At 55.0% G+C, this 21,918-nt stretch carries 22 protein-coding genes; 7 read left to right on the forward strand and 15 right to left on the reverse strand.

All coding sequences use genetic code 11. The features are described 5' to 3' along the window. The first annotated feature begins 51 nt into the window (after positions 1 to 51). Positions 52 to 2,298 carry an NPCBM/NEW2 domain-containing protein gene (locus tag CI070_RS12650; protein ID WP_179219383.1) on the forward strand — a complete coding sequence of 749 codons (2,247 nt, stop codon included), beginning with the start codon at positions 52 to 54 and terminating at the stop codon, positions 2,296 to 2,298. Between the two features lie 130 nt (positions 2,299 to 2,428). Here the strand turns inward: CI070_RS12650 and CI070_RS14005 are convergent, their stop codons facing one another. After that, entirely contained in the window at positions 2,429 to 2,656 is a 228-nt protein-coding gene (locus tag CI070_RS14005; RefSeq protein ID WP_094136936.1) for a hypothetical protein, read from the reverse strand. A gap of 322 nt (positions 2,657 to 2,978) precedes the next feature. Between CI070_RS14005 and CI070_RS12655 the strand changes: the two genes are divergently transcribed. Further along, complete coding sequence (locus tag CI070_RS12655; protein WP_094136937.1) at positions 2,979 to 3,905, forward strand: polyphosphate kinase 2 family protein; 927 nt, start codon at positions 2,979 to 2,981, stop codon at positions 3,903 to 3,905. A gap of 105 nt (positions 3,906 to 4,010) precedes the next feature. Here CI070_RS12655 and CI070_RS13710 read toward each other — a convergent pair whose 3' ends face one another. Further along, positions 4,011 to 4,454, reverse strand: a complete 444-nt coding sequence (locus tag CI070_RS13710; RefSeq protein ID WP_179218484.1) for a hypothetical protein — start codon at positions 4,452 to 4,454, stop codon at positions 4,011 to 4,013. On the opposite strand from CI070_RS13710, the gene CI070_RS12665 reads away from it, so the two are divergent. Genes CI070_RS12665 through CI070_RS12675 form a run of 3 tightly spaced genes read left to right on the forward strand, consistent with a single transcriptional unit; the run spans position 4,453 to position 7,189 of the window. Beyond that, a complete protein-coding gene (locus tag CI070_RS12665) occupies positions 4,453 to 5,289 on the forward strand; it encodes a hypothetical protein (RefSeq protein WP_218824903.1) in 837 nt (278 codons plus the stop codon). The two genes, CI070_RS13710 and CI070_RS12665, sit on opposite strands and share 2 nt — an antisense overlap. Positions 5,290 to 5,325: 36 nt before the next feature. After that, complete coding sequence (locus tag CI070_RS12670) at positions 5,326 to 5,901, forward strand: RsmD family RNA methyltransferase (protein ID WP_094136940.1); 576 nt, start codon at positions 5,326 to 5,328, stop codon at positions 5,899 to 5,901. 1 nt (position 5,902) lies between these two features. Continuing rightward, positions 5,903 to 7,189: a 3-deoxy-D-manno-octulosonic acid transferase gene (locus CI070_RS12675; protein ID WP_094136941.1), complete on the forward strand. Its 1,287-nt coding sequence runs from the start codon at positions 5,903 to 5,905 to the stop codon at positions 7,187 to 7,189. Here CI070_RS12675 and CI070_RS12680 read toward each other — a convergent pair. The 3 genes from CI070_RS12680 to CI070_RS12690 all read right to left on the reverse strand — a co-directional run bounded on the left by CI070_RS12680 (position 7,173) and on the right by CI070_RS12690 (position 10,076). Continuing rightward, positions 7,173 to 8,144: a retropepsin-like aspartic protease gene (locus tag CI070_RS12680; RefSeq protein WP_094136942.1), complete on the reverse strand. Its 972-nt coding sequence runs from the start codon at positions 8,142 to 8,144 to the stop codon at positions 7,173 to 7,175. The genes CI070_RS12675 and CI070_RS12680 overlap by 17 nt on opposite strands. A 54-nt stretch (positions 8,145 to 8,198) precedes the next feature. Further along, the gene (rsgA, locus tag CI070_RS12685; RefSeq protein ID WP_094136995.1) at positions 8,199 to 9,320 is read right to left on the reverse strand and encodes a ribosome small subunit-dependent GTPase A; all 1,122 of its coding nucleotides are present in this window, start codon (positions 9,318 to 9,320) and stop codon (positions 8,199 to 8,201) included. Between the two features lie 81 nt (positions 9,321 to 9,401). Further along, complete coding sequence (locus tag CI070_RS12690; RefSeq protein WP_256943583.1) at positions 9,402 to 10,076, reverse strand: phosphopantothenoylcysteine decarboxylase; 675 nt, start codon at positions 10,074 to 10,076, stop codon at positions 9,402 to 9,404. A 70-nt stretch (positions 10,077 to 10,146) separates the two neighbouring features. Between CI070_RS12690 and CI070_RS12695 the strand changes: the two genes are divergently transcribed. Both CI070_RS12695 and CI070_RS12700 read left to right on the forward strand, forming a co-directional pair. Further along, complete coding sequence (locus CI070_RS12695; RefSeq protein ID WP_179218486.1) at positions 10,147 to 11,337, forward strand: cysteine desulfurase family protein; 1,191 nt, start codon at positions 10,147 to 10,149, stop codon at positions 11,335 to 11,337. A gap of 219 nt (positions 11,338 to 11,556) precedes the next feature. Next, on the forward strand, positions 11,557 to 12,000 hold the full coding sequence (locus CI070_RS12700; protein ID WP_094136945.1) for a GNAT family N-acetyltransferase: 444 nt from the start codon (positions 11,557 to 11,559) through the stop codon (positions 11,998 to 12,000). A gap of 59 nt (positions 12,001 to 12,059) precedes the next feature. Here CI070_RS12700 and CI070_RS12705 read toward each other — a convergent pair whose 3' ends face one another. From CI070_RS12705 to CI070_RS12750, 10 genes are all read right to left on the reverse strand, one after another. Then, entirely contained in the window at positions 12,060 to 12,809 is a 750-nt protein-coding gene (locus CI070_RS12705) for a DeoR/GlpR family DNA-binding transcription regulator (protein ID WP_012419521.1), read from the reverse strand. A 215-nt stretch (positions 12,810 to 13,024) separates the two neighbouring features. Beyond that, the gene (locus CI070_RS12710; RefSeq protein ID WP_094136946.1) at positions 13,025 to 14,368 is read right to left on the reverse strand and encodes a PPK2 family polyphosphate kinase; all 1,344 of its coding nucleotides are present in this window, start codon (positions 14,366 to 14,368) and stop codon (positions 13,025 to 13,027) included. Positions 14,369 to 14,386: 18 nt separating this feature from the next. Continuing rightward, positions 14,387 to 17,041 carry a tetratricopeptide repeat protein gene (locus tag CI070_RS12715; protein ID WP_094136947.1) on the reverse strand — a complete coding sequence of 885 codons (2,655 nt, stop codon included), beginning with the start codon at positions 17,039 to 17,041 and terminating at the stop codon, positions 14,387 to 14,389. A gap of 7 nt (positions 17,042 to 17,048) precedes the next feature. Further along, complete coding sequence (locus CI070_RS12720) at positions 17,049 to 18,092, reverse strand: M23 family metallopeptidase (RefSeq protein ID WP_094136948.1); 1,044 nt, start codon at positions 18,090 to 18,092, stop codon at positions 17,049 to 17,051. A 21-nt stretch (positions 18,093 to 18,113) separates the two neighbouring features. Then, positions 18,114 to 18,689: a hypothetical protein gene (locus CI070_RS12725; protein ID WP_094136949.1), complete on the reverse strand. Its 576-nt coding sequence runs from the start codon at positions 18,687 to 18,689 to the stop codon at positions 18,114 to 18,116. Between the two features lie 73 nt (positions 18,690 to 18,762). Continuing rightward, a complete protein-coding gene (locus CI070_RS12730; RefSeq protein WP_094136950.1) occupies positions 18,763 to 19,302 on the reverse strand; it encodes a flavoprotein in 540 nt (179 codons plus the stop codon). Between the two features lie 12 nt (positions 19,303 to 19,314). Then, positions 19,315 to 19,683: a hypothetical protein gene (locus CI070_RS12735; protein ID WP_012419515.1), complete on the reverse strand. Its 369-nt coding sequence runs from the start codon at positions 19,681 to 19,683 to the stop codon at positions 19,315 to 19,317. 111 nt (positions 19,684 to 19,794) lie between these two features. After that, positions 19,795 to 20,670 (reverse strand): PDZ domain-containing protein, encoded by an 876-nt coding sequence (locus CI070_RS12740; protein WP_094136951.1) that lies wholly within the window; start codon positions 20,668 to 20,670, stop codon positions 19,795 to 19,797. Between the two features lie 6 nt (positions 20,671 to 20,676). Next, positions 20,677 to 21,198 (reverse strand): hypothetical protein, encoded by a 522-nt coding sequence (locus tag CI070_RS12745; RefSeq protein WP_094136952.1) that lies wholly within the window; start codon positions 21,196 to 21,198, stop codon positions 20,677 to 20,679. Positions 21,199 to 21,305: 107 nt separating this feature from the next. Further along, complete coding sequence (locus CI070_RS12750; protein ID WP_256943707.1) at positions 21,306 to 21,878, reverse strand: RNA polymerase sigma factor; 573 nt, start codon at positions 21,876 to 21,878, stop codon at positions 21,306 to 21,308. Between the last annotated feature and the right edge of the window lie 40 nt (positions 21,879 to 21,918).

Below are 21,918 nucleotides of genomic sequence, written 5' to 3' on the forward strand. Positions count from 1 at the left end.
AAAAATATGTTCAGCCGGATGTTTTCATGGAGTTTTGTAGTTGCAGCGTGTTTGGCGGGATTATTCCCGGCACAGTCCCGGGGCGAGGAAGAAGCTGCCCAATCCGGAACCATAGCCGTAAAAGTTCCTGCCTCCAGCCTGCTGATGACTCGCCAGGAGACGGGGGAAACCCGGTTGGACCGGTCTTTCAGTAATGCGGGGTTGAGCATAGGCGGCAAAAAATATGCCACGGGAATCGGTACGCACGCTACGTCCATGATTCCCCTGCCCGTTCCGGAAAACCCGAAAGTTTTGAGGCTGGAAGGTGCATGCGGCATTGATGACGGTGCGGATGGAGACGGAAGCGTGGAATTCCGCGTGATGAGCGGGTCCGAGGTTTTATGGAGTTCCGGCGTGATGAGGAGGGGGATGGCCGCGAAGAAGTTTTCCATTCCGGTGGCGGAAAACGGCATACGGCATCTTTACCTGATGGCCGACCGGGTGGACAATAATTCCTACGACCATGCGGACTGGGTAGATCTGGCCTGGAAGACGACAGGAAGTGGGCAGGGGATGAAAGGAGCTGTGGTGAATGCCTCTGAATTCGGCATGGTTCCCGGCGTCAGAAAAGATCAGGGGCCGGCGCTGCGGGCTGCCGTTTCCGCTCTCCGGAGGCAGGGCGGGGGCGTTTTGAACATCCCCAGAGGCATTTACCATTTTTATCCGGAGGGGGCTTTGAACATGAGTTTCCATATTTCCAACCATGACCAGCCGCTGATTCATCCGGTGTGTGTGCCTCTGGCCGATTTGCGGAATGTCCGCGTGGAGGGCAATGGTTCCCTGTTTCTTTTTCACGGCAAGGTGGTTCCCCTCCTGGTGATGGACAGCGAAAATGTCAGCATCAACCGTTTATCCGTGGATTACGAACGGTCCTGGTGCACGGAGGCGCGCGTCGTGAAGACGGATGACCGGTTCACGGAAGTGGAAATAGACAAAAAGGCCTACCCTTACGAAATCCGGAACAACAGGTTCGTTTTCCAGGGGAAAGGCTGGGAAGAAGGAATGGGAAGCTGCATGGCCTTTGAGAAAGGGACGGGACATATTATCGCCAATACATCGGACATCGGCTGGAACGGGCATGTGGAGCCGCTGGGCGGGAGCCGTCTCCGTCTGTCCTGGAACCTCAGGCAGAAGGGAATCAAGCCGGGGGATACGCTGGTTCTTCGGAATTATAACCGCCCCCATCCGGGATGCGTGGTGTACCGGGCTCGGAAAACATCACTGAATGACGTATCTCTGCACCAGAGCTCAGGCATGGCCCTGCTGGTCCAGCGATCGGAGGACTTTCGTATGAAAGGCGGCGGAGTCATGGTCAGGAAAGGCACGGGGCGCGTACACACCGCCGGAGCGGACGCGACCCATTTTTCCAATACCCGGGGCGGAATCGTGGTGGAGAAAGCCCTGTTCGAAGGGATGATGGATGATGCCATCAATGTTCATTCCACCTGCCTGGGCGTGATGGAAGTAGTGGACAGCCATACCCTGAAGTGCAAATACATGCATCGGCAGGCGGTGGGGTTTGAGGTGTTTCTTCCCGGTGAAAAAATCCGTTTCATCAACGGTCCTACGCTGGAACCCGGCAGAACGGCCACCGTGAAGACGGCAGTGAAAAAGAATTCCGCGGAGATGGTGATTACGGTGGAAGAGCCGCTCCCCTCCTCCGTCAGGGCCGGGGATGCCGTGGAGAATGCGGATTTTTACCCTTCCGTGGTTTTCCGCAACAATATTGTCCGCAACAACCGAGCCAGAGGATCTCTTTTTACAACGCCGGAGAGAGTGCTGGTGGAGGGCAATTTGTTTGACCATTCCTCCGGCTCCGCCATTCTATTGGCAGGGGATGCCCAGGGGTGGTATGAAAGTGGCGCCTGCCATGAAGTGGTGATCCGCAAAAATACATTCATTAATAACCTGACCTCGCGTTACCAGTTTACGAATGCCATCATTTCCATTTACCCGGAAGTCAAGCAGCTGGGGAGACAGAAGGATTACTATCATCGCAATGTGCTGATAGAAAATAATGTTTTCAAGACGTTCGATGTGCCGCTGCTGTTCGCCATTTCCACGGACAACCTCAGGTTCATCAATAATAAAGTCATTTACAATGACGAGTTTAAGGGGTGGGGGCAGAAACCTTTCCAATTCAGAAGATGCGCCAATATTCTGATTAAAGATAACAAGGTGCTGCCTCCACGCACATGGACCCTTGAAGACTGCAAGCTGGAAAATACTCCCGCAGACCAGGTTCGTTTTGGTAAGTAAGTTTTTTATTTTAAGCAATATTCATAGAAATTACATTTTCCCGCGGATTACATATCCGGCGGCAATATATTTTCCGGGATAAAAGCATTCAGAGCTTTTCAAAGTTGCAGAGATAAGAAGAAAAATAAATCTATTTGAATATCTGTTCATTGATATTCAAATAGAAGTGTGATTGTTTTCCTGTAAAAACAGGAGCTGGAGATGCAGTCCCGCCATATTGACCTGCACTATGTGCCGGGAATAGGAAAGAGCGGGGAAAGGCAATGACGAAGGCGTCAAACATGGCGGATTTTACTTTTTTGTTCTTCTTGTTTCCCTGAATAATCAAAATTTTTGGATTGATGAAGTTATACTGCATTGTGCGCCATGCAGCAGGAAACGGAAGGCTGCTGGATAAAGTTATTTAATATATTCTGGATATTTTTATCATCCTGTTTTTTCAGGAGGGGGCCAAAGACGCTGGTTGTTTTTTGATTGCGCCGTTTTTACTGCACGGCTGGATCTTATTGCAGGGCAGTGATGTTAACTTCTGCTTTTATGCAATGGGGACGGCAAGGACGAACGTTCCTGATTATGCCGGGAAGTGTCGTCTATCGCCGAGGTGGAATTCTTCAAACAGAGAAGCATTGATGTTTTACTGTTGTTTCAACAGTTTGAGAAGGGGCGGTGTCATTATAGGAATGATGGATATTTCTTCCCGCCTGGTCAAAAGATGCAGGAAATTTATTGAACCGTACCGGGTGACGGACGGCAGGGGATTCAAGTTGTCCCGCTATGACCCGGGCGATCTCGGCAAACTGGGCAAAGACAGCAAGAAAGAGGCCGTGGATAAGCTGGAAAAGGGCATCGAATTGCTGGCACAGCTTCAGGAAGTATTGTATGCCAGCGAGTCTTATGCTCTGCTGGTGGTGTTGCAGGCGATGGACAGCGCGGGGAAGGATGGCATTGTGAAGCATGTGATGGGAGGCGTCAATCCGCAGGGGTGCGTAGTCAGCAGCTTCAAGCAGCCTTCCACGCTGGAGCGGAGCCATGATTTCCTGTGGCGGTGTGTAGCCCGTCTGCCCAGGCGGGGAATGATTGGCATTTTCAACCGCTCTTATTATGAAGAAGTTCTTAGCGTGCGCGTGCATCCGGAGTTTCTGGCCGGAGAGGGATTTAATCCCGCCCATGCCAAAAGTGCTTTCTGGGAGGAGAGGTTCAGGTCCATTAATAATCTGGAACGCCACCTGCTCGCCAACAAGACGAGCATTGTGAAAATATTCCTCAATCTTTCTCCGGAGGAACAGAGAAAGCGCCTTCTGGCGCGGCTGGATACTCCGGACAAGAACTGGAAGTTTTCAGAAGGAGATATCCACGAACGCGAATTCTGGGGCCAGTACCAGAAAGCGTATGAGGAGATGATACGCCATACCTCTTCCCGGGAGGCTCCATGGTATGTGGTGCCGGCGGACAACAAGTGGTATTCCCGGCTCGTCTGCTTGTGCGCCATTGTGGAGGCCCTGGCGGAAATGAGGTTGGAATACCCGAAGGTTTCCGGGGAATTGAAAGCGTTCTTTCCCAAATTCCGGGAGGAACTGGAACGCCCCCTGTCCGGGGGCGGGGATTAGAGAAGCATTTGGAAACGCGGAGAGAAAAACGGCGCGTCAGCGGGAGATAGCCCTCCTTTTGGCTGCGCCGCCTTATTCCATTTCATGGCACAGATCCCGTTGCTGTCAGCGTCTGCGTTCCCAGGATTGCACTTTGCCGTTGATAAAGAGCACGTATCCGGTGTTTACCGGAACGTAGGTGACATCATTGTAATAAGGGTAATAGGGGCGGTAGAAGCCCGGCCCCCAGTAGGGGCCGCCCCAGTAAGGTCCGGCCCAGAAAGAGGGCGGCGGAGTGTAAACCGGCTGAAGGGAGGAATAAATCCAGCGCGTGGCGGATTTCCCGTTAAGGTTGCCTTCCGCTACGGCGGAGGGGTCCCCCCAGGCCAGGAAAACGGCCGGTGGAGACATCCCTTCCGCAATTTGCCCGGATTCCACCAGTGTTTTCTGGCTGGGCGGGAGGGAATTGAAAAGGGCCGGATTTTTCTGGATGCGTGATGCCGGGGTGGATACGCAGGAAGCAAGGCACAGAGCGGCGGACAGGGTAGTGAAAAGTAACTTCCAACTCATGATATGCATACGGATAACACTCACTTTGACTCTTGCCAAGGGTCTTTTGTTGAGTAAAATGTACGAACACGTTATGAAAGCGCTCCGCAATCTGGCTTTAACACTGATGGTCCCCGTTCTGGTTTCTTCCCTGTCCGCAGCGGAAAAGCCGGAAATAGTTGGCGAATATCTCCCGGTCGGCAAAATGGCGGAAGCCGCCGCCGTCAGCGTTGTGCTTGATGAAAGCCTGCAGCCGTTTATGGAAAAGATAGACGGCGTTTTCGCCTCCCTGCCCGACAAGGACAAGAAAGAGCTTGTCAGCCAGATTGTCCCCGGCCAGCCCGTCCCGTATGATGAACGCCTGGGCTGGACCAAGGACGAGTATGCCAAGTATCTGGAGTGCTGGAAGCTGAAGCAGGTGCAGGAAGTAGCGCCTGTGGCCCTGGGCATTTTCGCTTCGGGAGAACGGAATATATGGGATTTGGCTGCTGTGGCGCAGCAGGGGCCGCTGCCGATGAGCACGCTGAAGTATGATTCCAGCACCAAGTCGTGGATTTCTCCCAACGGAACCCTGTCCCTGAAAGGGGACGTGTCCTATGACGAACTGAATGTGTATGGCGCGTGGAGCGGCAAGGAATGGACGATGGAAAAGAAAACCATCCTTTCCACCCTGACGGAGACTATCATTGCGGGCAAGAGCAAGGACGGCAAATATGCCTATTTCGTTTACAACATGTCCGAAAAGAACCCGGACAATGTTGCCATTGCCAACCAGTCCATTGTTCTGCGCGTTCCCGTCACCCGCATCGCGGGGGACCCTTTGCTGGAGAAGGCCAAGGCCAAGGCCCGCCAGTAGGGATATGATGTTCCTTTCATTTCCGGTAAGACAACAATGCGTATTATCAGCGGAAAGGCCGGCGGCATAACCCTGTCTGTTCCCAAAGGGGAAGTGCGTCCCACGACAGACCGGGTCAGGGAGGCCGTTTTTTCCATCCTGAATCCGCTGATGGACGGGGCCGACGTGCTGGATTTGTTTACCGGGTCCGGCGCTTTCGGCCTAGAGGCTCTCAGCCGTGGGGCGGGAAACGCCCGCATGGTGGATTTTTCCCGTCTCTCCTGCGCGGCGGCCAAGGCCAATCTCGTCAAAACAGGTTTGGAAGGCGGAACCGTTATCCAGGGGGATGCCGTCCAGTTTGTAAAAAGGGACCTGCTGGCCGGCAGGAAGTACGATATTATTTTTGCAGATCCTCCTTATTGCAAGGGGCCGGCGGACCGCGACTTTATTGTTGAGCTGGCGGAGGCAGGAGTTGCCGGGCTATTGAAGGACGGCGGCGTGTTTATTGCGGAAGTGCAGGAGGGCTGGGGTACCGGAAGGGAAGGCGCCGCGGAAATTGACGGCCTGAATCTGGTGGATACCCGCCGGTACGGGAAAAATATGCTGCTGTTCTACCAATTACCTGAGAAGTAAGATGAAAGCCTTCCTGTTTTCCTTCTGCTACAATATTCTGTATACCGTCGGGTGGCTGGTGACGCTGCCTTCCTATCTGCTTAAGCAGAAGAGAAGAGGCGGATTCGGCACGGGGCTTCTGGAGCGTTTCGGGCTGTACCGGGTCTCTTATAACCGGGAACCGAAGGGGGTATTGTATGTGCATGCCGTAAGCGTGGGTGAAGTGGTGCTGGCTCTCAAGTTTCTCCGGGCGTGGCTCCGGGAACGCGGAGGTTCCGCCGTGCTGGCCACCAGTACGGCTACGGGGCATGATACGGCGGTGAATGCGCAGGTTCCCGGCGTGCGCGTGATTTATGCCCCTTTTGACCTTCTGGGCCTGCCGGGAAGGTGTTTTGACCGTTTTGAACCGGAAGCCATTGTTCTGGTGGAGGCCGAGTTGTGGCCGAACTTTGCCCGCGCCGCCAGGGTGCGCGGCATACCCATGGCGATGATTAATGCCCGCATGTCCGCCAGATCCGAGAGCCGTTACCGCGCTTTTAAATGGATTTCAAAGTATTATTTTTCCTTCCTTGACGCTATGGGCGTACAGGACAAGGGAGATGTCCGGAGGTTTGAATCCGTGGGCGTGCGTTCCTCCATCATCCATGTAACGGGAAGCATCAAATTTGACCAGCAAATGGCGGAGCGCAAGGAGGTTAATGCGGAGTTTGCCTCCATTCTGGACAAGCTGAAACGCGGCAAGCCTGTAGTGCTGGCCGCCAGCACGCATGACGGGGAGGAAGTTTTGATTGCGGAGGCGGCGCGCAAGGCGGGGGGCTTTCCCCTGATCGTGCCCAGGCATGCGGAACGCCGCCATGCCGTGGTGCGGGAACTGGAAGCCCAGGGCTGGCAGTGCGTGCTGCGGACTGATGGGGAAATTCCGGAAACCCTGAAGGACCATGTTTGTTACATCGCGGATACGACGGGGGAATTGAGGGACTGGACTGCGCTGGCGGATGTAGCCGTGATCGGCAAAAGCTTTTTGGCGGACGGTGGCCAGAATCCGGCTGAAGCCGTCGCCTGCGGCGTGCCCGTGCTGACGGGGCCTCATATGGAAAATTTCGATGGCCTGGTCCAGCTGCTTGAAGGCGTGGACGGAATCACCAGGTGTGGAGAAGACCGTCTGGCGGACGTGCTCAAGGAGATGCTGGACAATCCCCTGCTGGCTCATGCCCAGTCTTCCCGCGCCCAGGTGGCGCTGAAGGCCCATTTCGGCGCTACGGCCCGGACCATTCGCATGATCTGCATCATGCTCAAGATTCCCGTTTAATATCGGGAGTTTTCTGCCCCTGAGGCTCCGGCCTGGAATGGGGCGGGAGGGCGAAAACTTCCCCTTGCGGCGCATCAATGATGATGTCAAAATGCTGGAAGGTGTCCACGCCAATCTGGTATCGGCCCCCTGTTCCCGTTACGGCAAAGGAAAGGCCGTCCATTTGGAAGTCCGGTCCCATGCGGAGCGTGGAGGGGATTCCCAGTTTCATGACAGTACAATCCCCGTTGTGTCCGTTAATGTCGGTCGCTTTGGTGGTGAGCTGATGGCCGTTCGGATCCACGGGCCACTGTTCCACCGGCGCCATGGAAAGAGAAGAGCCGGAGTCAAGGGCCAGGGGGAAAGCGTCTCCCCCACGGGAACAGCGGATGTAAAAAATTCCGGAAGGACCTCGTTCCACATCCAGCGGCTTCATGTATTGGACGGGGAAGCGGGAGCGTTCCAGAAACTGCAGAGAAGCGTTCCTGACGGACAGCAGGAATGGGGAGAACCCCAGGTAGTTGATCCCCAGAATGCCGTCCACTTTCACCTGCATATCCTTTTGAAGGGGAGTAAGATCCAGGGCAAGGCCGAAGAAATTTTTAATATGAAGCCCTCCCATGGAGAAAGACCGCATGGCAAATAGCCGGGGGGCGGCACGGACGTTGGAACCAGGGGCGATTTGAACGTCTTCAAGAGGCAGACCGGGAAAATTCTTCTTGATGAATTTGATGTCAAATGTGGTGTGGGAAGCCGCCGTGTCCACAATAAGATTGCATGGGACTCCATTGACAGCGCATTGCGCTACAAGAAGCTTGCTGCGGGAATCCCTCTCCAGCTTTACGGGGTTCAGGTCAGTAATGGACACGACAGGGCCGCCTGCGGCGGGAACCGCCTGTTCTTCTGCGGATAAGGGAAGCGTCCCTAACGCCAGAAGAGCCAGGGAAGTGCGGATGAAGCTGCATGAGGATAGCATTTTTTCACCATTAAGCGTGTTTTTGCAGTTTGACAAGCCAATTCTGAAGGAGCATCAGTCATGGCTGCGGTGGTTGGGTTTGTGGCGGCGTTCCAGTTCCACGCGGTCTTCGTAGTTCCGGGCCTGCACTTTCCGGTCTCTTTTTCCGGCCCGTTCCACGTTCATTTGCCTTTTTTTCTGGCGTTTTGCAAGCCGGGCGATTTCATTTTCCAAATTCAGGAAGTTCAAGTACCGCTCCTTGTCCAGCCTCCCTTCGTCCACGGCCTTCCTGATGGCGCAGCCGGAATCTTTACCGTGGCTGCAATCCGCGAATTTGCATTCATGAGCCAGCTCCGTCAAATCCGCAAAGCTTTCACGGAGAGTATGTTCATCAGTCCACATCTGTATTTCCCGGATGCCGGGATTATCAATCAGCAAACCGCCATGCCTGAGGAGCACCAATTCCCGCGCCACTGTCGTATGGCGCCCTTTGCCGGTTACTTCATTGACTTCTCCTGTCCAGAGCCATTCATCCCCCAGCAGGGTATTGACCAGTGTGGACTTCCCAACGCCTGAGGACCCGACGATGCAGATGGTTTTTCCCTTGGAGAGGCATTTGCGGAATTCCCTGATTCCCCTGTTGTGCAGGGCGCTGATGCTGATCATGGCGCATTCCGGGGAAAGCTCCCGCAGGATTTGCATGGCTGTTGCCACTTCCTCCCTGGAAAAAAGATCCGTTTTGTTAAGCAGGATGAGGGGGGAGGCTCCGCTGCGGCGGATGAGCGTGAAGTAGCGCTCCATGCGCCTGGGGTTGAAGTCCGTTCCCGGCTCCGTCACCACGGCCACGATATCCACATTGGTTCCCAATACCTGTTCCGCGCTGCTTTTCCCTGGGGCTTTGCGGGAAAAACAGGTCTGGCGCGGGAGAATGGAGCGTATGACGGCCTCGTCTCCCGTTTCCCCCGGGTCGATCGCCACCCAGTCTCCAACGGCGGGCAGTTCCGCATCCGTGGCCGCGTCATGCCAGAGTTTGCCGCTGATGACGGCATCTATATCTTCCCCCCCTTCCAGAAGAGCAGTAAAGTTGATTTTCGTTTCCCGGATGAGGCGCCCCGGCACCCAGCCTGGTTTGGCAACGGCGTCGAAAGCGCGTTGAAAGTGGTCGTTCCAGCCTAAATCCTGAAGAGTGACGGGCATGAAAATGGAAAATGTAGTTTTGGGAAAGGCCGCCGGCATTTACATGCCGGCATGGAATCGTGGGGCAAACCTTCTTCCGGTTCAAGCGTGGAACGGGTCTGCCGGCCGGCATGACGGAGCTTTCCCCTGTGCGAGACGGCATGCGCGCTCGATGATTTGGAGGGCAATTTGCGTTTTAGGCGCTTTTTCCAGAAGCTCCGTCCGGTCCGGATAAACGAGCAGCACTTCATTTTCAGAGGAGTTGAAACCAATGTCGCTGCGGGAAACGTCGTTGGCCACAATCATGTCGCACCGCTTGCGTTCCAGTTTGCCGCGCGCGTAATTTTCCACGTCATGAGTTTCCGCCGCGAAGCCTACCAGAATGCCTCTGAAGCCGAATTCCGCGCGCATGGAGCCCAAAATATCCGCAGTACGTTCCAGTTCTAAAATCATGCGTTCCCCCGTTTTCTTGATTTTGCGGTCCGGAACGGAGACGGGGCGGTAATCCGCCACGGCGGCGCTGAGGATGGCCGCGTCTGCGTAGGGGGCCTGGTTTTTGACGGCGTCATACATTTCCTGGGCACATTCCACCGGCAGGAAGTCCACTCCGTGCGGAATGTCCAGGGACGTGGGGCCGGAGATGAGAAGGACGCTGTGGCCTTCGTGAACAGCCGCTTCCGCCAGGCAATACCCCATTTTCCCGGAGGAGTGGTTGGTGAGGTATCTGACGGGGTCAATAGCTTCCCTGGTGGGGCCTGCCGTGATGAGAAAACGCATGAAAGGCATTATGCGGAATTACGGGTAAAAGTGAAGAGTGATCTTGTGCAGCCGCGCATTATGTTCCGGCTTGACTCCTTCCCGCGATTGGGGGAGTTATGAAGGCGTGATTTATTGGGATAATAACGCCACCACACCGCTGGCCCCGGAGGTTTACGAGGCCATGGAGCCGTTTTTAAAAGAACGGTTTTTCAACCCGTCCGCCGGTTACGGCTGTGCCAGGCGCGTGCGCGAGGCCGTGGAGGAGGCCCGTGAGGCCGTTGCCGCCCTGTTGGGCGCATTTCCTTCGGAAATTATATTTACTTCCGGCGGAACGGAGGCGTCCAATATGGCTTTCCGCCAGATGGCCGGGGTGCGGGAGGGAGGGATAGGCGTTTTGTCCACGGACCATGACGCCTCCCTGAAAACTGCCCTGGCCCTGGGCTGCGGCCGTGTCTGCCCCGTGGACGGGGAAGGGAGAGCGATTCCGGAAAAATGGGAGTCCATGTGCGCGGGGGGAGTATCCGGCGTTTCTTTTGCCTGGGCCAATAATGAGACAGGCGCATTGCAGGATGCGGCGGTTTTGTGTTCCTCCGCCGGGAAGCACGGAGTTCCCGTGCATTTGGATGTGGTTCAGTGCGCCGGGAAAATTCCCGTGGATTTACACGGAATGGAAGTGGATTATGCTTCCGTATCCGCACACAAATTTCATGGCCCCAAGGGGATTGGATGTCTGTACAGGAGAGCGGGGGCTCCTTTTTCCCCTTTGTTGTTCGGCGGAGGGCAGGAGTACGGCCTGAGGTCCGGCACGGAGAATGTTCCGGGAATCATTGGTTTTGGTGCGGCGGCGCGGGCGGCATTGAGGCACTTGGAGGAAGACGCCGGACGGCTGTCCCGGATGCGGGATTCTTTTGAGGCTCTCCTGAGGGCACAGGTGGGGGGCGTGACGGTGCATTCCGGAGGAACGGAACGTATTCCTAATACTTCCAATCTGGCGTTTGACGGGTGTACGGCGGAAGCGCTGATGCTGTTGCTGGAACCTGCCGGCCTGCTGTGTTCGGCAGGTTCGGCCTGCCACACGCTGCAGCCTGTGCCTTCCCATGTGCTAACGGCTATGGGATTATCTGATGAGGCGGTACGTTCCTCCCTGCGTTTTTCCCTGTCTTTCATGACGACGCAGGAGGAGGTGGAACAGGCGGCGGCCCTGGTGGGAGCCGCCGTTCGGAAGGTGCGCGGCGTCCAGTCTTCGCGTACCGGCCCGGTGCTTGTGTACAGGCCGTAGTGGAGGGGGGGGAAGGTTGGGGCGCTCGTTCAGAAAGCCGTATTATATAATTTGAGGGCCGGCGGTGTGTTGAAGGAAGAGGATGGAAGAGAAGCCGGCCGGCATGGCCTTTCCTTTCATTTTTACCGGAAGGCGGGCCTTTCTTTCTTGAGTTCCATACATCCGCCATGCTAATCTGTACAGACTACAGGAAGGTTGCCGAATACCTGTTATTGATGTATGAAGATAGAACATTACCAGAATAGGGATGAAACGGAGGTTTTGAATATTTGGCTGAAAGCGTCCGAACAGGCCCATTCTTTTGCGGGCGTGGGGTTCTGGTGCGGTCTGGTGGAAGATATGAGGCAGGTGTACCTGCCCAGGGCGCGTACATGGGTGTGCAGGGACGGTGGTCGCGTTGTCGGGTTTGCCTGCCTGGTGGGGGAAGGGGAACTGGCCGCCCTGTTCGTGGCGCCGGAACGTCAGTGTGAAGGAATAGGTACAGCGCTGCTGGACTGGGTAAAGGAACACAGCAAGGGAATGCTGACGGTGGGAGTTTATGAAGAGAATGCCCGCGCCCGCGCATTCTATCGGCGGGGCGGGTTTGAAGAAATCGGCTCCAGGGAGGATGAGTTGACGGGAAGCCGGGAGTACCGGATGGAATGGAAAAGAGAGAGTATGTGATTATCATAAAAAAGGCGGAAGTTCCGATGAACTTCCGCCTCCTGTAAAGCAGACAGCCGTCAGGCGAGTTCCACCTTGACGCCGCTCTTTTCAATCTGGTCGGCCATTTCCGGAGAAAGGGCCTCATCAGTGATGAGCATGGAAACCTGGGAGGGCGCAACGGTATAGAATGCCGGGTTGTTAGCCACGCTGGTGGAAGGCATGGCGATGATCACCTTGGCATCCGCGGGGATGACGCTCTTGATGAATTCGGATTGCAGCATGTTCTTGTATCCGGCGCCATGCTTGGGGGAGTAGCAGTCCGGCGTTAGCACAACCATGTCAATGCTCAGGGAGCCGGCAGCCTTGGCGGCGTCCTGTCCTACATAGACCAGGGCTTCGCGGTCAAAGTGTCCGCCCGTGCAATAGAAGCTCAGGTTCGGAATGCCTTCAAGCCGGGTCAGCAACGTGGGGTTGTTGGAAACCACGTGCGTATCCTTGGAATTGATGTGGTTGCATATTTGATAGCCCATGGTGCTGCTGTCAATGAACATAACCACGGAAGCGGGAATATTCTGAACAGTTTTTTTGGCAATCCTGATAGACACATCGTCTTGAGTAACAATGTCTTCATGAAGGGATTTGTGAGTAAGCGCCAGAGCACCGCCGTGGACGCGCTTGAGGAAGCCGCGTTTTTCAAGGTTAATCAAATCATTGCGGACCGTTTCATCCGTGACCTTCATCTGTTTGGCCAGAGCGATGGTCCTTGCAGCTCCATGTTCGGCCAGCGTTTTCAGAATGAACTCCTTTCGTTGGGATGCTAAATACATTTGATTTTGTTTTTCTATGTAGAATGTTTACACGTTCTGGGCGTTAAGTTGTTTTCTAACAATTTTTCACTAGAACAGTCAAGCGTTAGAAATTCTAAGTTTTGATTGTTATTGTGAATAATGCAGATTTTATAATAGTGGGACAACTGAATACCGAGAAATGTACAAAAATAATTTCAAGATGCACAAATTTGTTATCGTTATGACAGATTTTATCAATCTGGAATGACGATGGAGGCAGGATCAAAGTTGGGAGTGGGGAGCGAAAGCTGGAGATGGCGCAGTTTTTCTACCATCAGGCGGGCGACAACCAGGTTTCTATACCATTTCCGGTCTGCCGGGATAATGTACCAGGGCGCTTCCGGAGTAGATGTTTTTTCAATGAGATCCTGGTAAGCTGTCTGGAATTCGTCCCAACGATTCCGGTCATCCAGGTCATCCATGCAGAATTTCCAAAGTTTGTCCGGATCCTGAAGCCTGGATTCCAGCCGTTTTTTCTGTTCCGCCTTGGAGATATTCAGGAATAGCTTGATGATGACGGTGCCTTCTTCCGCAAGCATGGATTCAAAATCGAGGACGTGCTTGTAGCGGCGTTTCCAGACCGGGTCCGGGAAGATTTTTTTCACGCGGACGGCAATGATATCTTCATAATGGGAACGGTTGAAGATGGCGATTTGCCCTTTGGCGGGCACTTCCTTGTGTACGCGCCACAGGAAATCGTGGTCCAGTTCCTCAGTAGTAGGTTTTTTGAAGGGAACTACGTGCAGCCCCTGCGGATCCACCCGGGAAAAGACATGCTTGACGCAACCGTCCTTGCCCCCTGCGTCCATGGCCTGAAGAATGACCAGAATTTTGTGCTTGTGCTGGGCAAAAAGTTTTTTCTGCAGTTCCTGCAGTTCTTCCCTCAGTTTGTCGAATTCAATCAGGGATTCTTCCTTGGTTCCAGAGAAGAGAGATTTATCGTCCGGAGAATAATCCTTTAAACGCAGTTTTTTGCCGGGAGGCACCAGGTAACGGTTCATTGTACGCGGAGTTAGTGTTGAAGATGAGGGTGAGGAGGGTGAAGATGTTTTCACGGCGGCATGTTTGGAAGGAAAGCCGGGCCCGAAGAATTGCTGAAGGGCGTTTTTAATGACTTTCCTTTTGAATTTGGGAAACATTTCCAGTTTGAGATCCTGGAGGGGAATCCATTTCGTTTTTGAAAATTCGGGGCTGCGGTGCAAGTCCGTTTTAGGGCGTCTGGTTTTGCAGCGCACAAGGAAGTAGGTTTGTTCCTGGCCTATCCAGCGCGTAACTTTACGGTTGCCGGAAGGGTATTTGTAGCGCAGGCCGGGCAGACGGTTGACAATAGTGTATTCCGTGGGGCGCAGCCCCACTTCCTCCCATACTTCCCGCGCAAGAGTCCGTTCAATGCTTTCGCCTTTAATGACGCCTCCCTGCGGGAAATGCCAGTACGGGTTGCGGCCGCTGTCCTTGCCCAGCAATACGCAGCCTTCAGCGTCCATAATGATGGCCGCTGCATTGAGTCTCCAGTTTTTTGCTGTGGGATGGGTATCCATGGCGGGAGGGAAGGCTGCTTAATCTGCGGTTTGATCCGGTGCCGCCGGCTTTTCGTTTTCCAGAGCGGGAGCTTCCTGTTCATCCTGCCAGATGAAGTGTTCCAGCTGGATGCGGCGCGCATAGGCCGCTGCTTCCCTGGCTCTGGGGCCGGAAGTCTGCGCCAGTTTTTTTGCCAGCGCCAGGGCTCCGTCCCAGTCCTGAAGCTGGCCCAGCAGGCGGATGGAGGCAAAACCGGCATTGTAGAACCAGTGCCAGTCCCTGCGTTTGTTGGAGGAACTTCCGCTGGGCGTATGGGCCAGAATGGAGGCATAGTCGTCCAGCGCCTTTTTTTGTTCGTTCATTCGTTCGTAGAACTGGGCCCGCTGGGTCAGGGCCTTGAATTTCCAGGCCAGTCCTAGGTTGGGCGTATTCAGGATTTCCGTACAGAGGTTGATGGCCTTGCGCAGCGTGTCCGAATGGGTGTCTTCCTTTGTCACCCAGGCATCCGCCTGGATGGAGAGGGCCAGCAGGCGCATGTAGCGCGGCAATGGGGTGGAAAGCAGGTTTTCCAGGGCGGAGATGCATTGATCCGCTTTCCCCATGCGCAGGAGAATGGAGGCTTCTTCTATTCTGGCAGGCTGGGCAAAGGGGGTGTCCTCCGCGCCCAGGGTTTTGAAAATGTTCAGGGCGGCGTTCAGCGTGCTGCCGGCATTACTTTGCTGGGCGGCTTTTCCTGCCAGGAAGAGGGCTGCCGCCTGAAGAGGGCTGTCAGGGTATTTGGAGGGAAAGGGCTGGAGAACAAGCTGCGCTTCATGGAAGTCTCCGTTTTTGTACAGAAGTTCTCCCAGTTTGAGATAAAGCATATCCGCCTGGTTGCCTTCCGCATCCAGGGCAATGGCCTTCCGGCAGGCCTGGATGGCGCTGGGCCATTCCTGCCGGCTCTCCGCCTCCAGAATATTCAGCCGTGCCAGCTGCATGGTCTGTTCCGGGGACAACTGCTCTTTTTCCAACAGGGGGATGATAGCCTGCACGGTTTCCAGATCCGGAGGGTTGAGATTCAGGGCTACTTCCGCCTGGTCCAGCCGCGCCTGGGTTTTCAGGGCCGGATTCTCCGCCAGAGCGATGAAATTTGCCAGCAATTCCGCAGCCTGAGGGTCCATTCTTTTAGCGGCGTAATGGGCCTGTTCAAAGAGGATGCTTTCCCGGAGCCGGGAAGAGCCTGCGGCTTCCTTGATGAGCGCGGCGGCTCCGGCGGAGTCATTGGCGTTCAGGGCGGCCAGGTTTTCATTGAACAGGGCGTTTTCCGCCGTTGTTTCCGAAGCTCGGCGGGCCGCTTCCCGGAAAAGGTTCTGCGCCAGGGAGTAGTCTTTTTTGAGGAAAGCCAGGGCGCCCTGTTGAAAGACGAGGTCAGGGGACGAACCGGGATATTTGGAAATAAGACGTTCCGCCTCCTTCAGGCGGTTTTTATCCAGCAGAACAGTAATGGTATTCAGGGAAAGAATTTGAACGGGCAGACTCTGGGGATATTTGGAGAGCCCTTCTTCCGCCATGTTGACGGCGCCCGGCAGGTCATCTTTTTCCAGAAGAAGTTTTCCCATGGCATACATGGCCGCCGGCTGGCGGGAGGCATCCCTGGCCTTTACCCAGCCGTTGAGTTTTTCCAGAGCCTGGGGATTGGTGTGGAAGATGTCTTCATCCAGCAGAATGTTGAAGGCATCCATCAGAAGGGCGGATTCCGATTTGCCGCCAATGAACGCCAGCAGGCGTTCTTCCGCCGTTCCGGCGGTGTGCGGAGCTTCCTCTTCCTGAAGCTGGGAACGCGTTTCCTCTTCCGCCTGCTCCGGATTGCTTTTCTCCCGGGCTATTTCCGCCTTGGCGAGAGCCAGACGGCCCAGATCACGTATTTTTTCCGGATAGGACTTGTTGTCCATAACGGCGGCGAAGGTTTTTATGGCCTGGTCCAGATTCCCCTGTTTGCCGGCCAGCTTTCCTTCTATGAGTTCGGCGTATGAACGCATGAGCTGGTTGCTGTCCGTCCCGGCTTCCGTTTTGAGCTGTTCAAGGATAGCGGCGGCGTCCTGGTAACGTTCCTGATTCACCAGTACATCCGCCAGAAGAAGGCGCGCGGGGCGGGAAACGGCGGGAGATTCCGCCTGCCCCAGCCTGCTGAGGGTTTCCGATAAAAGCTGCCGGTCCTGAAGCTGGCGCGCAAGTCGGGCTTTCAATTGGAACCCGTAGAGGGAAAGCGGATCTGTTTCCGGGATGGCGGTAAGTTTTTCCAGGGCTTTGGTAAAGGAGCCCTTATTGAAGAGGCCCACCGCCGTCCAGTAGGATTTCATGGGAGAGTCCGGCAGTTGCTCCCAGGCATTCAGACCTTCTTCCGTTTTTTTGGCGCGGATCAGGGCTTCCGCCAGAAAAGGGCGGATGATGGCTTTTTGTGGTTCCGCCAGGTTTCTGGAAGACAGGCATTCCTGGAAATGTTTGCTGGCTTCCAGGGGAAGGCGGTTTTCCAGGGCTTTCAGCCCCTGCTGGTATTTTTTGTTTTTCAGGAGATCCTGCCTGTCCTGCGGGAGGGTTTCTCCCGCAGGGAGGGAGGCAGTTGCAGGGGAAGCGCCGCCCAGGGAAAGCAGGGCCGCCGCGCAGGACGTGAGAACGACATGGGGAACATGGAATCTGGAGAAGGTTTGCATCATCGTAGGATTATGATTCAGGCCCCATGAAGATGAGCCGGATGTAGCGTTTGCCGGCGGCGGTAAGCTTAGGGGCCTTGCTGGAGCCGGAAACGCGGTTGCAGGTCCTGTACAGTTGGGAGAAAGGATGCGGAACGGCCCGGATGACGACGGGTTCTGCGCACGGCTGGCTGGAAGGAGTCACGGAAACGGGAACCCCTTCCCCCGTAAAACTGATTTCCCAGGATTTTGGGTTGGCGGGGCCCGGCTTCAGCAGGAAGGGGTAGCGTTTGACAAGGCTGGGCGGCTCGCCGGAAGAGGGAGCCCGCACGACGTATTGGACCGGCAGGGAGGAGATATGGCGCGAGAGGGAGAATTCCGCCCCGTCCCTGCATTGCAAGAGGACCGGCGCCGGGTCAAAACCGGCCAGATTGAGTCCGTTATAGGAGCCGTGGCGGTTGGGAGCGCTCAGTTTCAGACTGGAATACCAGTTTTCAAAGTCATCCTGCAGTTTGAGGCAGAGTTCCAGATGCACATGGGCACGCGTTTTGTTCAAACCCGCCCCGGAGTATCCCAGTTTTCCAATGACATTTCCGGTGCCCACACGGTCGCCTTTCTTGCAGGAGACGGAGGCCAGATGGGCGTACAGGCTGTAAAGCGGCCCGTCCTTCAGTTGATGTTCAATAACCACGTAGCGGCCGTAATTGCTGTGGGCGGGGTTGGCGGAGGCATGGACTACCGTGCCTCCGGCTACGGGGTGCACGTCGTCCAGCGGCGTGCCGGAAGCATCCCTCCTGAGAGGTTTAATATCGATGCCCTCATGAAATTTGACGGCTACGGGGCCTGCCTGGGTCCTGACGAGGGTCCGTGTAAAACCGTAGGCTCCTGCTTCCCACGGCTGGGATTTCTCCCCCTCAAAGTTGCGGTCTACGTACATGTAAAAATCCTGCGGGCGGTTGTCCAGCAGGGCCGTATTTTCCGTGGGGAAACGCACTACAATATCCGCCATCAGGAGTGGCATGCCCCAAAGGAACAGGAGGATGCCGGTCAGGAGTGGAAAGGAGTTGCCGTGCATGCTGATATGAAGGGTGCTGGCTCAGATCCGCCCCCGGCGGGTGCTGACCACGGTACGGTCCTTGTGTTCTTCAGGGTCTTTGGCTTCCTTCTTCTCCTGAACAGGATCCTTGGTGGGAAGAAGGGGCTTGGTAACGGCGGCCAGTTTGTTGACGGGTTCTTCCCTTTTAGGGTCCGCCGGAGGAATGAATTCAGCCATGGCGGCAAGATCCGCCGGGGAGAAACCTCCCATAATCGCCAGTTTTCCAGAGGTGACAGGTTTGCTGTAAAGGCGCAGGGGCTGCATGGCGTGGCCGTTGACGATGGGCAGTATTTGCCTGCCCAGGTTGGCGGCTGTTATTCCTTCCACCCGGCTGTCCAGGCCTTTCCGGACGTTGACGACGATGCCGTAGGTGTTGTCCGGTGCAGGGAAGGAATAATAGGATTCAATGTCTTTATGGGAAATAAAGGGGGCTTTGCTATAGTAATGGCCGTCCCTTTCAAAGGCGAATTTTCTGCTGTCCGTCGCTCCCGTCTCCATATGAAAGCTGATGGGATATTTATCCGGACCGCAGGAGCAGAGCATGAGGGAACCGAAGAGGAGCAGGAGCATTTTCATATGCGTCCATGATAGAAGATTTAGTTCTCCGGGGGCAAACCAATAAACAGGCATGGAGCGATTTTTGCCATCCTTACGGCAAAAGGGAGAGCGTTTTTTGAACAATCCTGTCCACCGGCATGAGTTTTCCCGCGCCTTCCGCTCCGCAGGCCAGAATTCCGGATTCGCTGGGGCCAAAGATGTGGTGGTCTTTCCTCTGCTGCAGGACGGCCGCGTTTTGCTGCGTAGCCGCGTGTTCCCACATGTGGACATTCATAGCCGGGCAAATGAGCACCGGAGCCTGGCAGGCCAGGTAGAGGGAGCTGAGCATGTCCGGGGCAAGGCCGTGGGCGAAATTGGCCATGGCGTTTGCCGTGGCAGGAGCTATAAGCAGAAGATCTGCCCTCTGGGCCAGCTGGATGTGCGGGGGGACCCAGTCCTCCTTTTCATCCTCAAAGGAGGAGAAGACCGGGTTGCGGGAAATCGTGTGCAGGGTGAGGGGGGTGACGAATTCAAGGGCCTTGGCTGTGCAGACGCAATGCACTTCATGGCCGTGTTTGACCAGAGCGGAAGCGATGTCCGCCGCCTTATATGCGGCAATGGAGCCGGTAACGCCCAGAACGATGCAGGCCATGAATGGGAAAAGTCAGGCTTTGGAGGCGTTTTTGCCTTCGTCGATGAGTTTCCAGAAGTGCTTGGACTGGCTCAGGATTTCATCTTCGCCGGCAGTCGGGGAAATATTGGTGCGAAACAGGAAATCGTTCAGGCTGTTGGCGTGCAGGACGCGGTGGACGATCACTTTGCCTTCAATGACTTCAAAGTAGATACGGTAATCTTTGGCGACGTAACGGTAAAGAATTTTGCCATCCTTTTCCATTTTGCCGAAACGGGCGTCATCCAGGGTTTGGAGAGTGGATTCCGAGACTTGAAAGTCTCCGAGCAGATCCAGCTGTTCCAGAGTGGGGATGCTGGATACTTCCGCAGCGCTGATTTTATTGAAGACGATTTGAAGCACGCCCTTTTTTAAGTGCGCCAGCGGGCGAGTTCAAGCCTGAAAGAGGGTTCAGGACGATTTTGAGCGGGAGCCGTCCGGAGACCCGGCATTTATTTGGAGGCCGGGTTTGGATTAACGGGAATCCTGCGTAGGGATGATTCCTTTGCTTTTGACCACCTGGGTGCCGCGGATGACTTCGATAGACAGAGGTTTGTCTCCCGTAAGGTAATAAGTGGCGTCCAACATGTCCCCGTAGTTGCGGATAGGCGTGTCGTTGATGTTGATGAGGATGTCCCCGGTCTGGATTCCTCCCCGCGCAAGAGGCCCCCCGTTGATAAGGCCCTCAATGACGGGGGTGGAGGAGTTGATGTCCAGCAGGCAGCCCAGGCGCACTCTTTTGGCTTCCGGATGGGCCGCCAGGAATGAGATGGCCCGGGCAGGCAGCAGATGGCAAGTTCCCTTGCGGGAAACTCCCAGCACAATGCCTACCAGACGGTTTTCCGAGTCGTAGCATGGCTGGCCGATGGACGGGATGGCCAGTTTGGGGAACTGGGCGCGGATAAGCCGCAGGGGGAAACTGGTGTCCCCAATGGAATGTTCCATGCCCACGTAAATTCCCTGCGTAGTCTCATTCTTGCTGCTGGCAAAGGACAGCTTGTCGCCGCGTTTAAGGATACAGGACGGGGTAAGGGACGCCTGCCCGTCGTATATGCGGGCAGGGTCCACCTTGAAGATGGTCAGGCCTGTGAGTTTTTCCTGAGCCCAGACCTGAAGGGGCGGGGCGTTTCTGTCCCCGAGGCGGTAGGTCGTGTCTGCGTTTTTTAAAACCCGGTAGGGAATCAGGGAGGCCAGCATGTCCTTGCCGACCTGCGCCGCCATGGTTGTGTACGGCGCTCCTCCCCCCTGGGGAGGAATGGCTTCTATCTTAAAGGGAACAGGCACGGCCGCTGCCTGGTAAATCAGACCAGCAACGGCCATGCCCGTCAATATAGGAGCCAGGTTCATCATGGATTGTTACATCTCAATGAGAACGCGGGATACCGGTTTCTTATCGGTATTGGAATTGGTTTTCTGCTGATTATTGGTGTCTGATGTGTCATATGAAGACGCGCCCGTCGTGAATTCGGGTTTTTCCGCAGGGGCGGCTTCGGTAGAGGTTTGTTCAATAGTTTCCTTACTTACGGGCATTGCTTTTTCCGTCAGGAGAATTTCTTCTTTTTCCTGGGAGGAGGCCACATAAGAGTCGGCTGGATCATCCATATTGCCGGATGCGATAATAACGCCTACTGCCGCCAATGTCACGATGGACATGGAAGCATAGACCCACTGCCAACCACGAAAGTTCTGCAGATAGTTGTCCAGACGTTCGAGTAACAATTTCCAAGCAGAGTTGGCAGCCTGATCGGTTTCCTTTCTAAGATGAAAATTGCGGAGGAAATCTTCCTCAAAATTGTCATGATAGCAGGGTTCCTTACGGAGAGACGCAAGCATGGCAACCAGAGCTTCTTCCTTGTGATCTGTGGATTGTTTATCCATCTTCGTTAATATTAAATATAATAGAGGTTAGGGTATGTTAGCCCGAAATGCGGGACTATGCGTTTGACATGACAGCGAGAACTGACGTTCAATATTTTTTTAATCTGTTAACTCAGATATTCCGCCAAGAGCCCCTGGAGTTCCTTGTGAGCATAATGCAGACGTGATCTGAGCGTTCCTTCAGAGATGCCCAGAAGGGCGGATATTTCCGTATGATTGAGTCCTTTCACATCGTGAAGGACAACGACTTCCCTGTGTTTGGACGAAAGTTTTTTCAGGGCTTCATTAATTTTAAGTTGCAGCTCATTCAGATGGGTTCGGCGTTCCGGGTCCGCTCCATCCGTTTCATCCGCCATGTTCATGTCCTTTTCCGTATGGTCGCCGTACTCGTCGTCGTCCAGACTGTAGGTCATTCTGCGGTTGCGTTTTTTCAGGAAGTTTCTGGCATGGTTGACGGCAATGGAGTGCAACCATGTATAAAAGGCGCTTTGCCCGTTGAAGTAGCGCAAGGCCCGGTAGGCTTTGGAGAACGCTTCCTGGGCGATGTCATAGGCGTCATCGTAGTTATCCGTCATCTGGTACAGGGTGGCATGGAGCTTGCGGCTGTGGCGAATGACGAGCTCGTCAAAAGCCCGTGAGTCTCCCTCCCGTGCCCTGGCGACCAGTTCGGTGTCTTCCAAGGTCGTGTATGCAATGGGTCCTGACATATCAACGACAGAA

Source organism: Akkermansia muciniphila (assembly GCF_900184965.1).
Taxonomy (GTDB): domain Bacteria; phylum Verrucomicrobiota; class Verrucomicrobiia; order Verrucomicrobiales; family Akkermansiaceae; genus Akkermansia; species Akkermansia muciniphila_A.

What these genes read in the sequence shown, in the direction of transcription:
- rsgA (WP_094136995.1), bottom strand. Translation starts at nt 9,320, where the DNA reads ATGCCCGTCACTCTTCAGGATTTAGGCTGGAACGACCACTTTCAACGC.
- CI070_RS12670 (WP_094136940.1), top strand. Translation starts at nt 5,326, where the DNA reads ATGCGTATTATCAGCGGAAAGGCCGGCGGCATAACCCTGTCTGTTCCC.
- CI070_RS12680 (WP_094136942.1), bottom strand. Translation starts at nt 8,144, where the DNA reads ATGCTATCCTCATGCAGCTTCATCCGCACTTCCCTGGCTCTTCTGGCG.
- CI070_RS12705 (WP_012419521.1), bottom strand. Translation starts at nt 12,809, where the DNA reads ATGTATTTAGCATCCCAACGAAAGGAGTTCATTCTGAAAACGCTGGCC.
- CI070_RS12700 (WP_094136945.1), top strand. Translation starts at nt 11,557, where the DNA reads ATGAAGATAGAACATTACCAGAATAGGGATGAAACGGAGGTTTTGAAT.
- CI070_RS12730 (WP_094136950.1), bottom strand. Translation starts at nt 19,302, where the DNA reads ATGGCCTGCATCGTTCTGGGCGTTACCGGCTCCATTGCCGCATATAAG.
- CI070_RS12710 (WP_094136946.1), bottom strand. Translation starts at nt 14,368, where the DNA reads ATGGATACCCATCCCACAGCAAAAAACTGGAGACTCAATGCAGCGGCC.
- CI070_RS14005 (WP_094136936.1), bottom strand. Translation starts at nt 2,656, where the DNA reads ATGCAGTATAACTTCATCAATCCAAAAATTTTGATTATTCAGGGAAAC.
- CI070_RS12745 (WP_094136952.1), bottom strand. Translation starts at nt 21,198, where the DNA reads ATGGATAAACAATCCACAGATCACAAGGAAGAAGCTCTGGTTGCCATG.
- CI070_RS13710 (WP_179218484.1), bottom strand. Translation starts at nt 4,454, where the DNA reads ATGAGTTGGAAGTTACTTTTCACTACCCTGTCCGCCGCTCTGTGCCTT.
- CI070_RS12715 (WP_094136947.1), bottom strand. Translation starts at nt 17,041, where the DNA reads ATGATGCAAACCTTCTCCAGATTCCATGTTCCCCATGTCGTTCTCACG.
- CI070_RS12675 (WP_094136941.1), top strand. Translation starts at nt 5,903, where the DNA reads ATGAAAGCCTTCCTGTTTTCCTTCTGCTACAATATTCTGTATACCGTC.
- CI070_RS12655 (WP_094136937.1), top strand. Translation starts at nt 2,979, where the DNA reads ATGATGGATATTTCTTCCCGCCTGGTCAAAAGATGCAGGAAATTTATT.
- CI070_RS12740 (WP_094136951.1), bottom strand. Translation starts at nt 20,670, where the DNA reads ATGATGAACCTGGCTCCTATATTGACGGGCATGGCCGTTGCTGGTCTG.
- CI070_RS12690 (WP_256943583.1), bottom strand. Translation starts at nt 10,076, where the DNA reads ATGCGTTTTCTCATCACGGCAGGCCCCACCAGGGAAGCTATTGACCCC.
- CI070_RS12665 (WP_218824903.1), top strand. Translation starts at nt 4,453, where the DNA reads ATGATATGCATACGGATAACACTCACTTTGACTCTTGCCAAGGGTCTT.
- CI070_RS12720 (WP_094136948.1), bottom strand. Translation starts at nt 18,092, where the DNA reads ATGCACGGCAACTCCTTTCCACTCCTGACCGGCATCCTCCTGTTCCTT.
- CI070_RS12725 (WP_094136949.1), bottom strand. Translation starts at nt 18,689, where the DNA reads ATGAAAATGCTCCTGCTCCTCTTCGGTTCCCTCATGCTCTGCTCCTGC.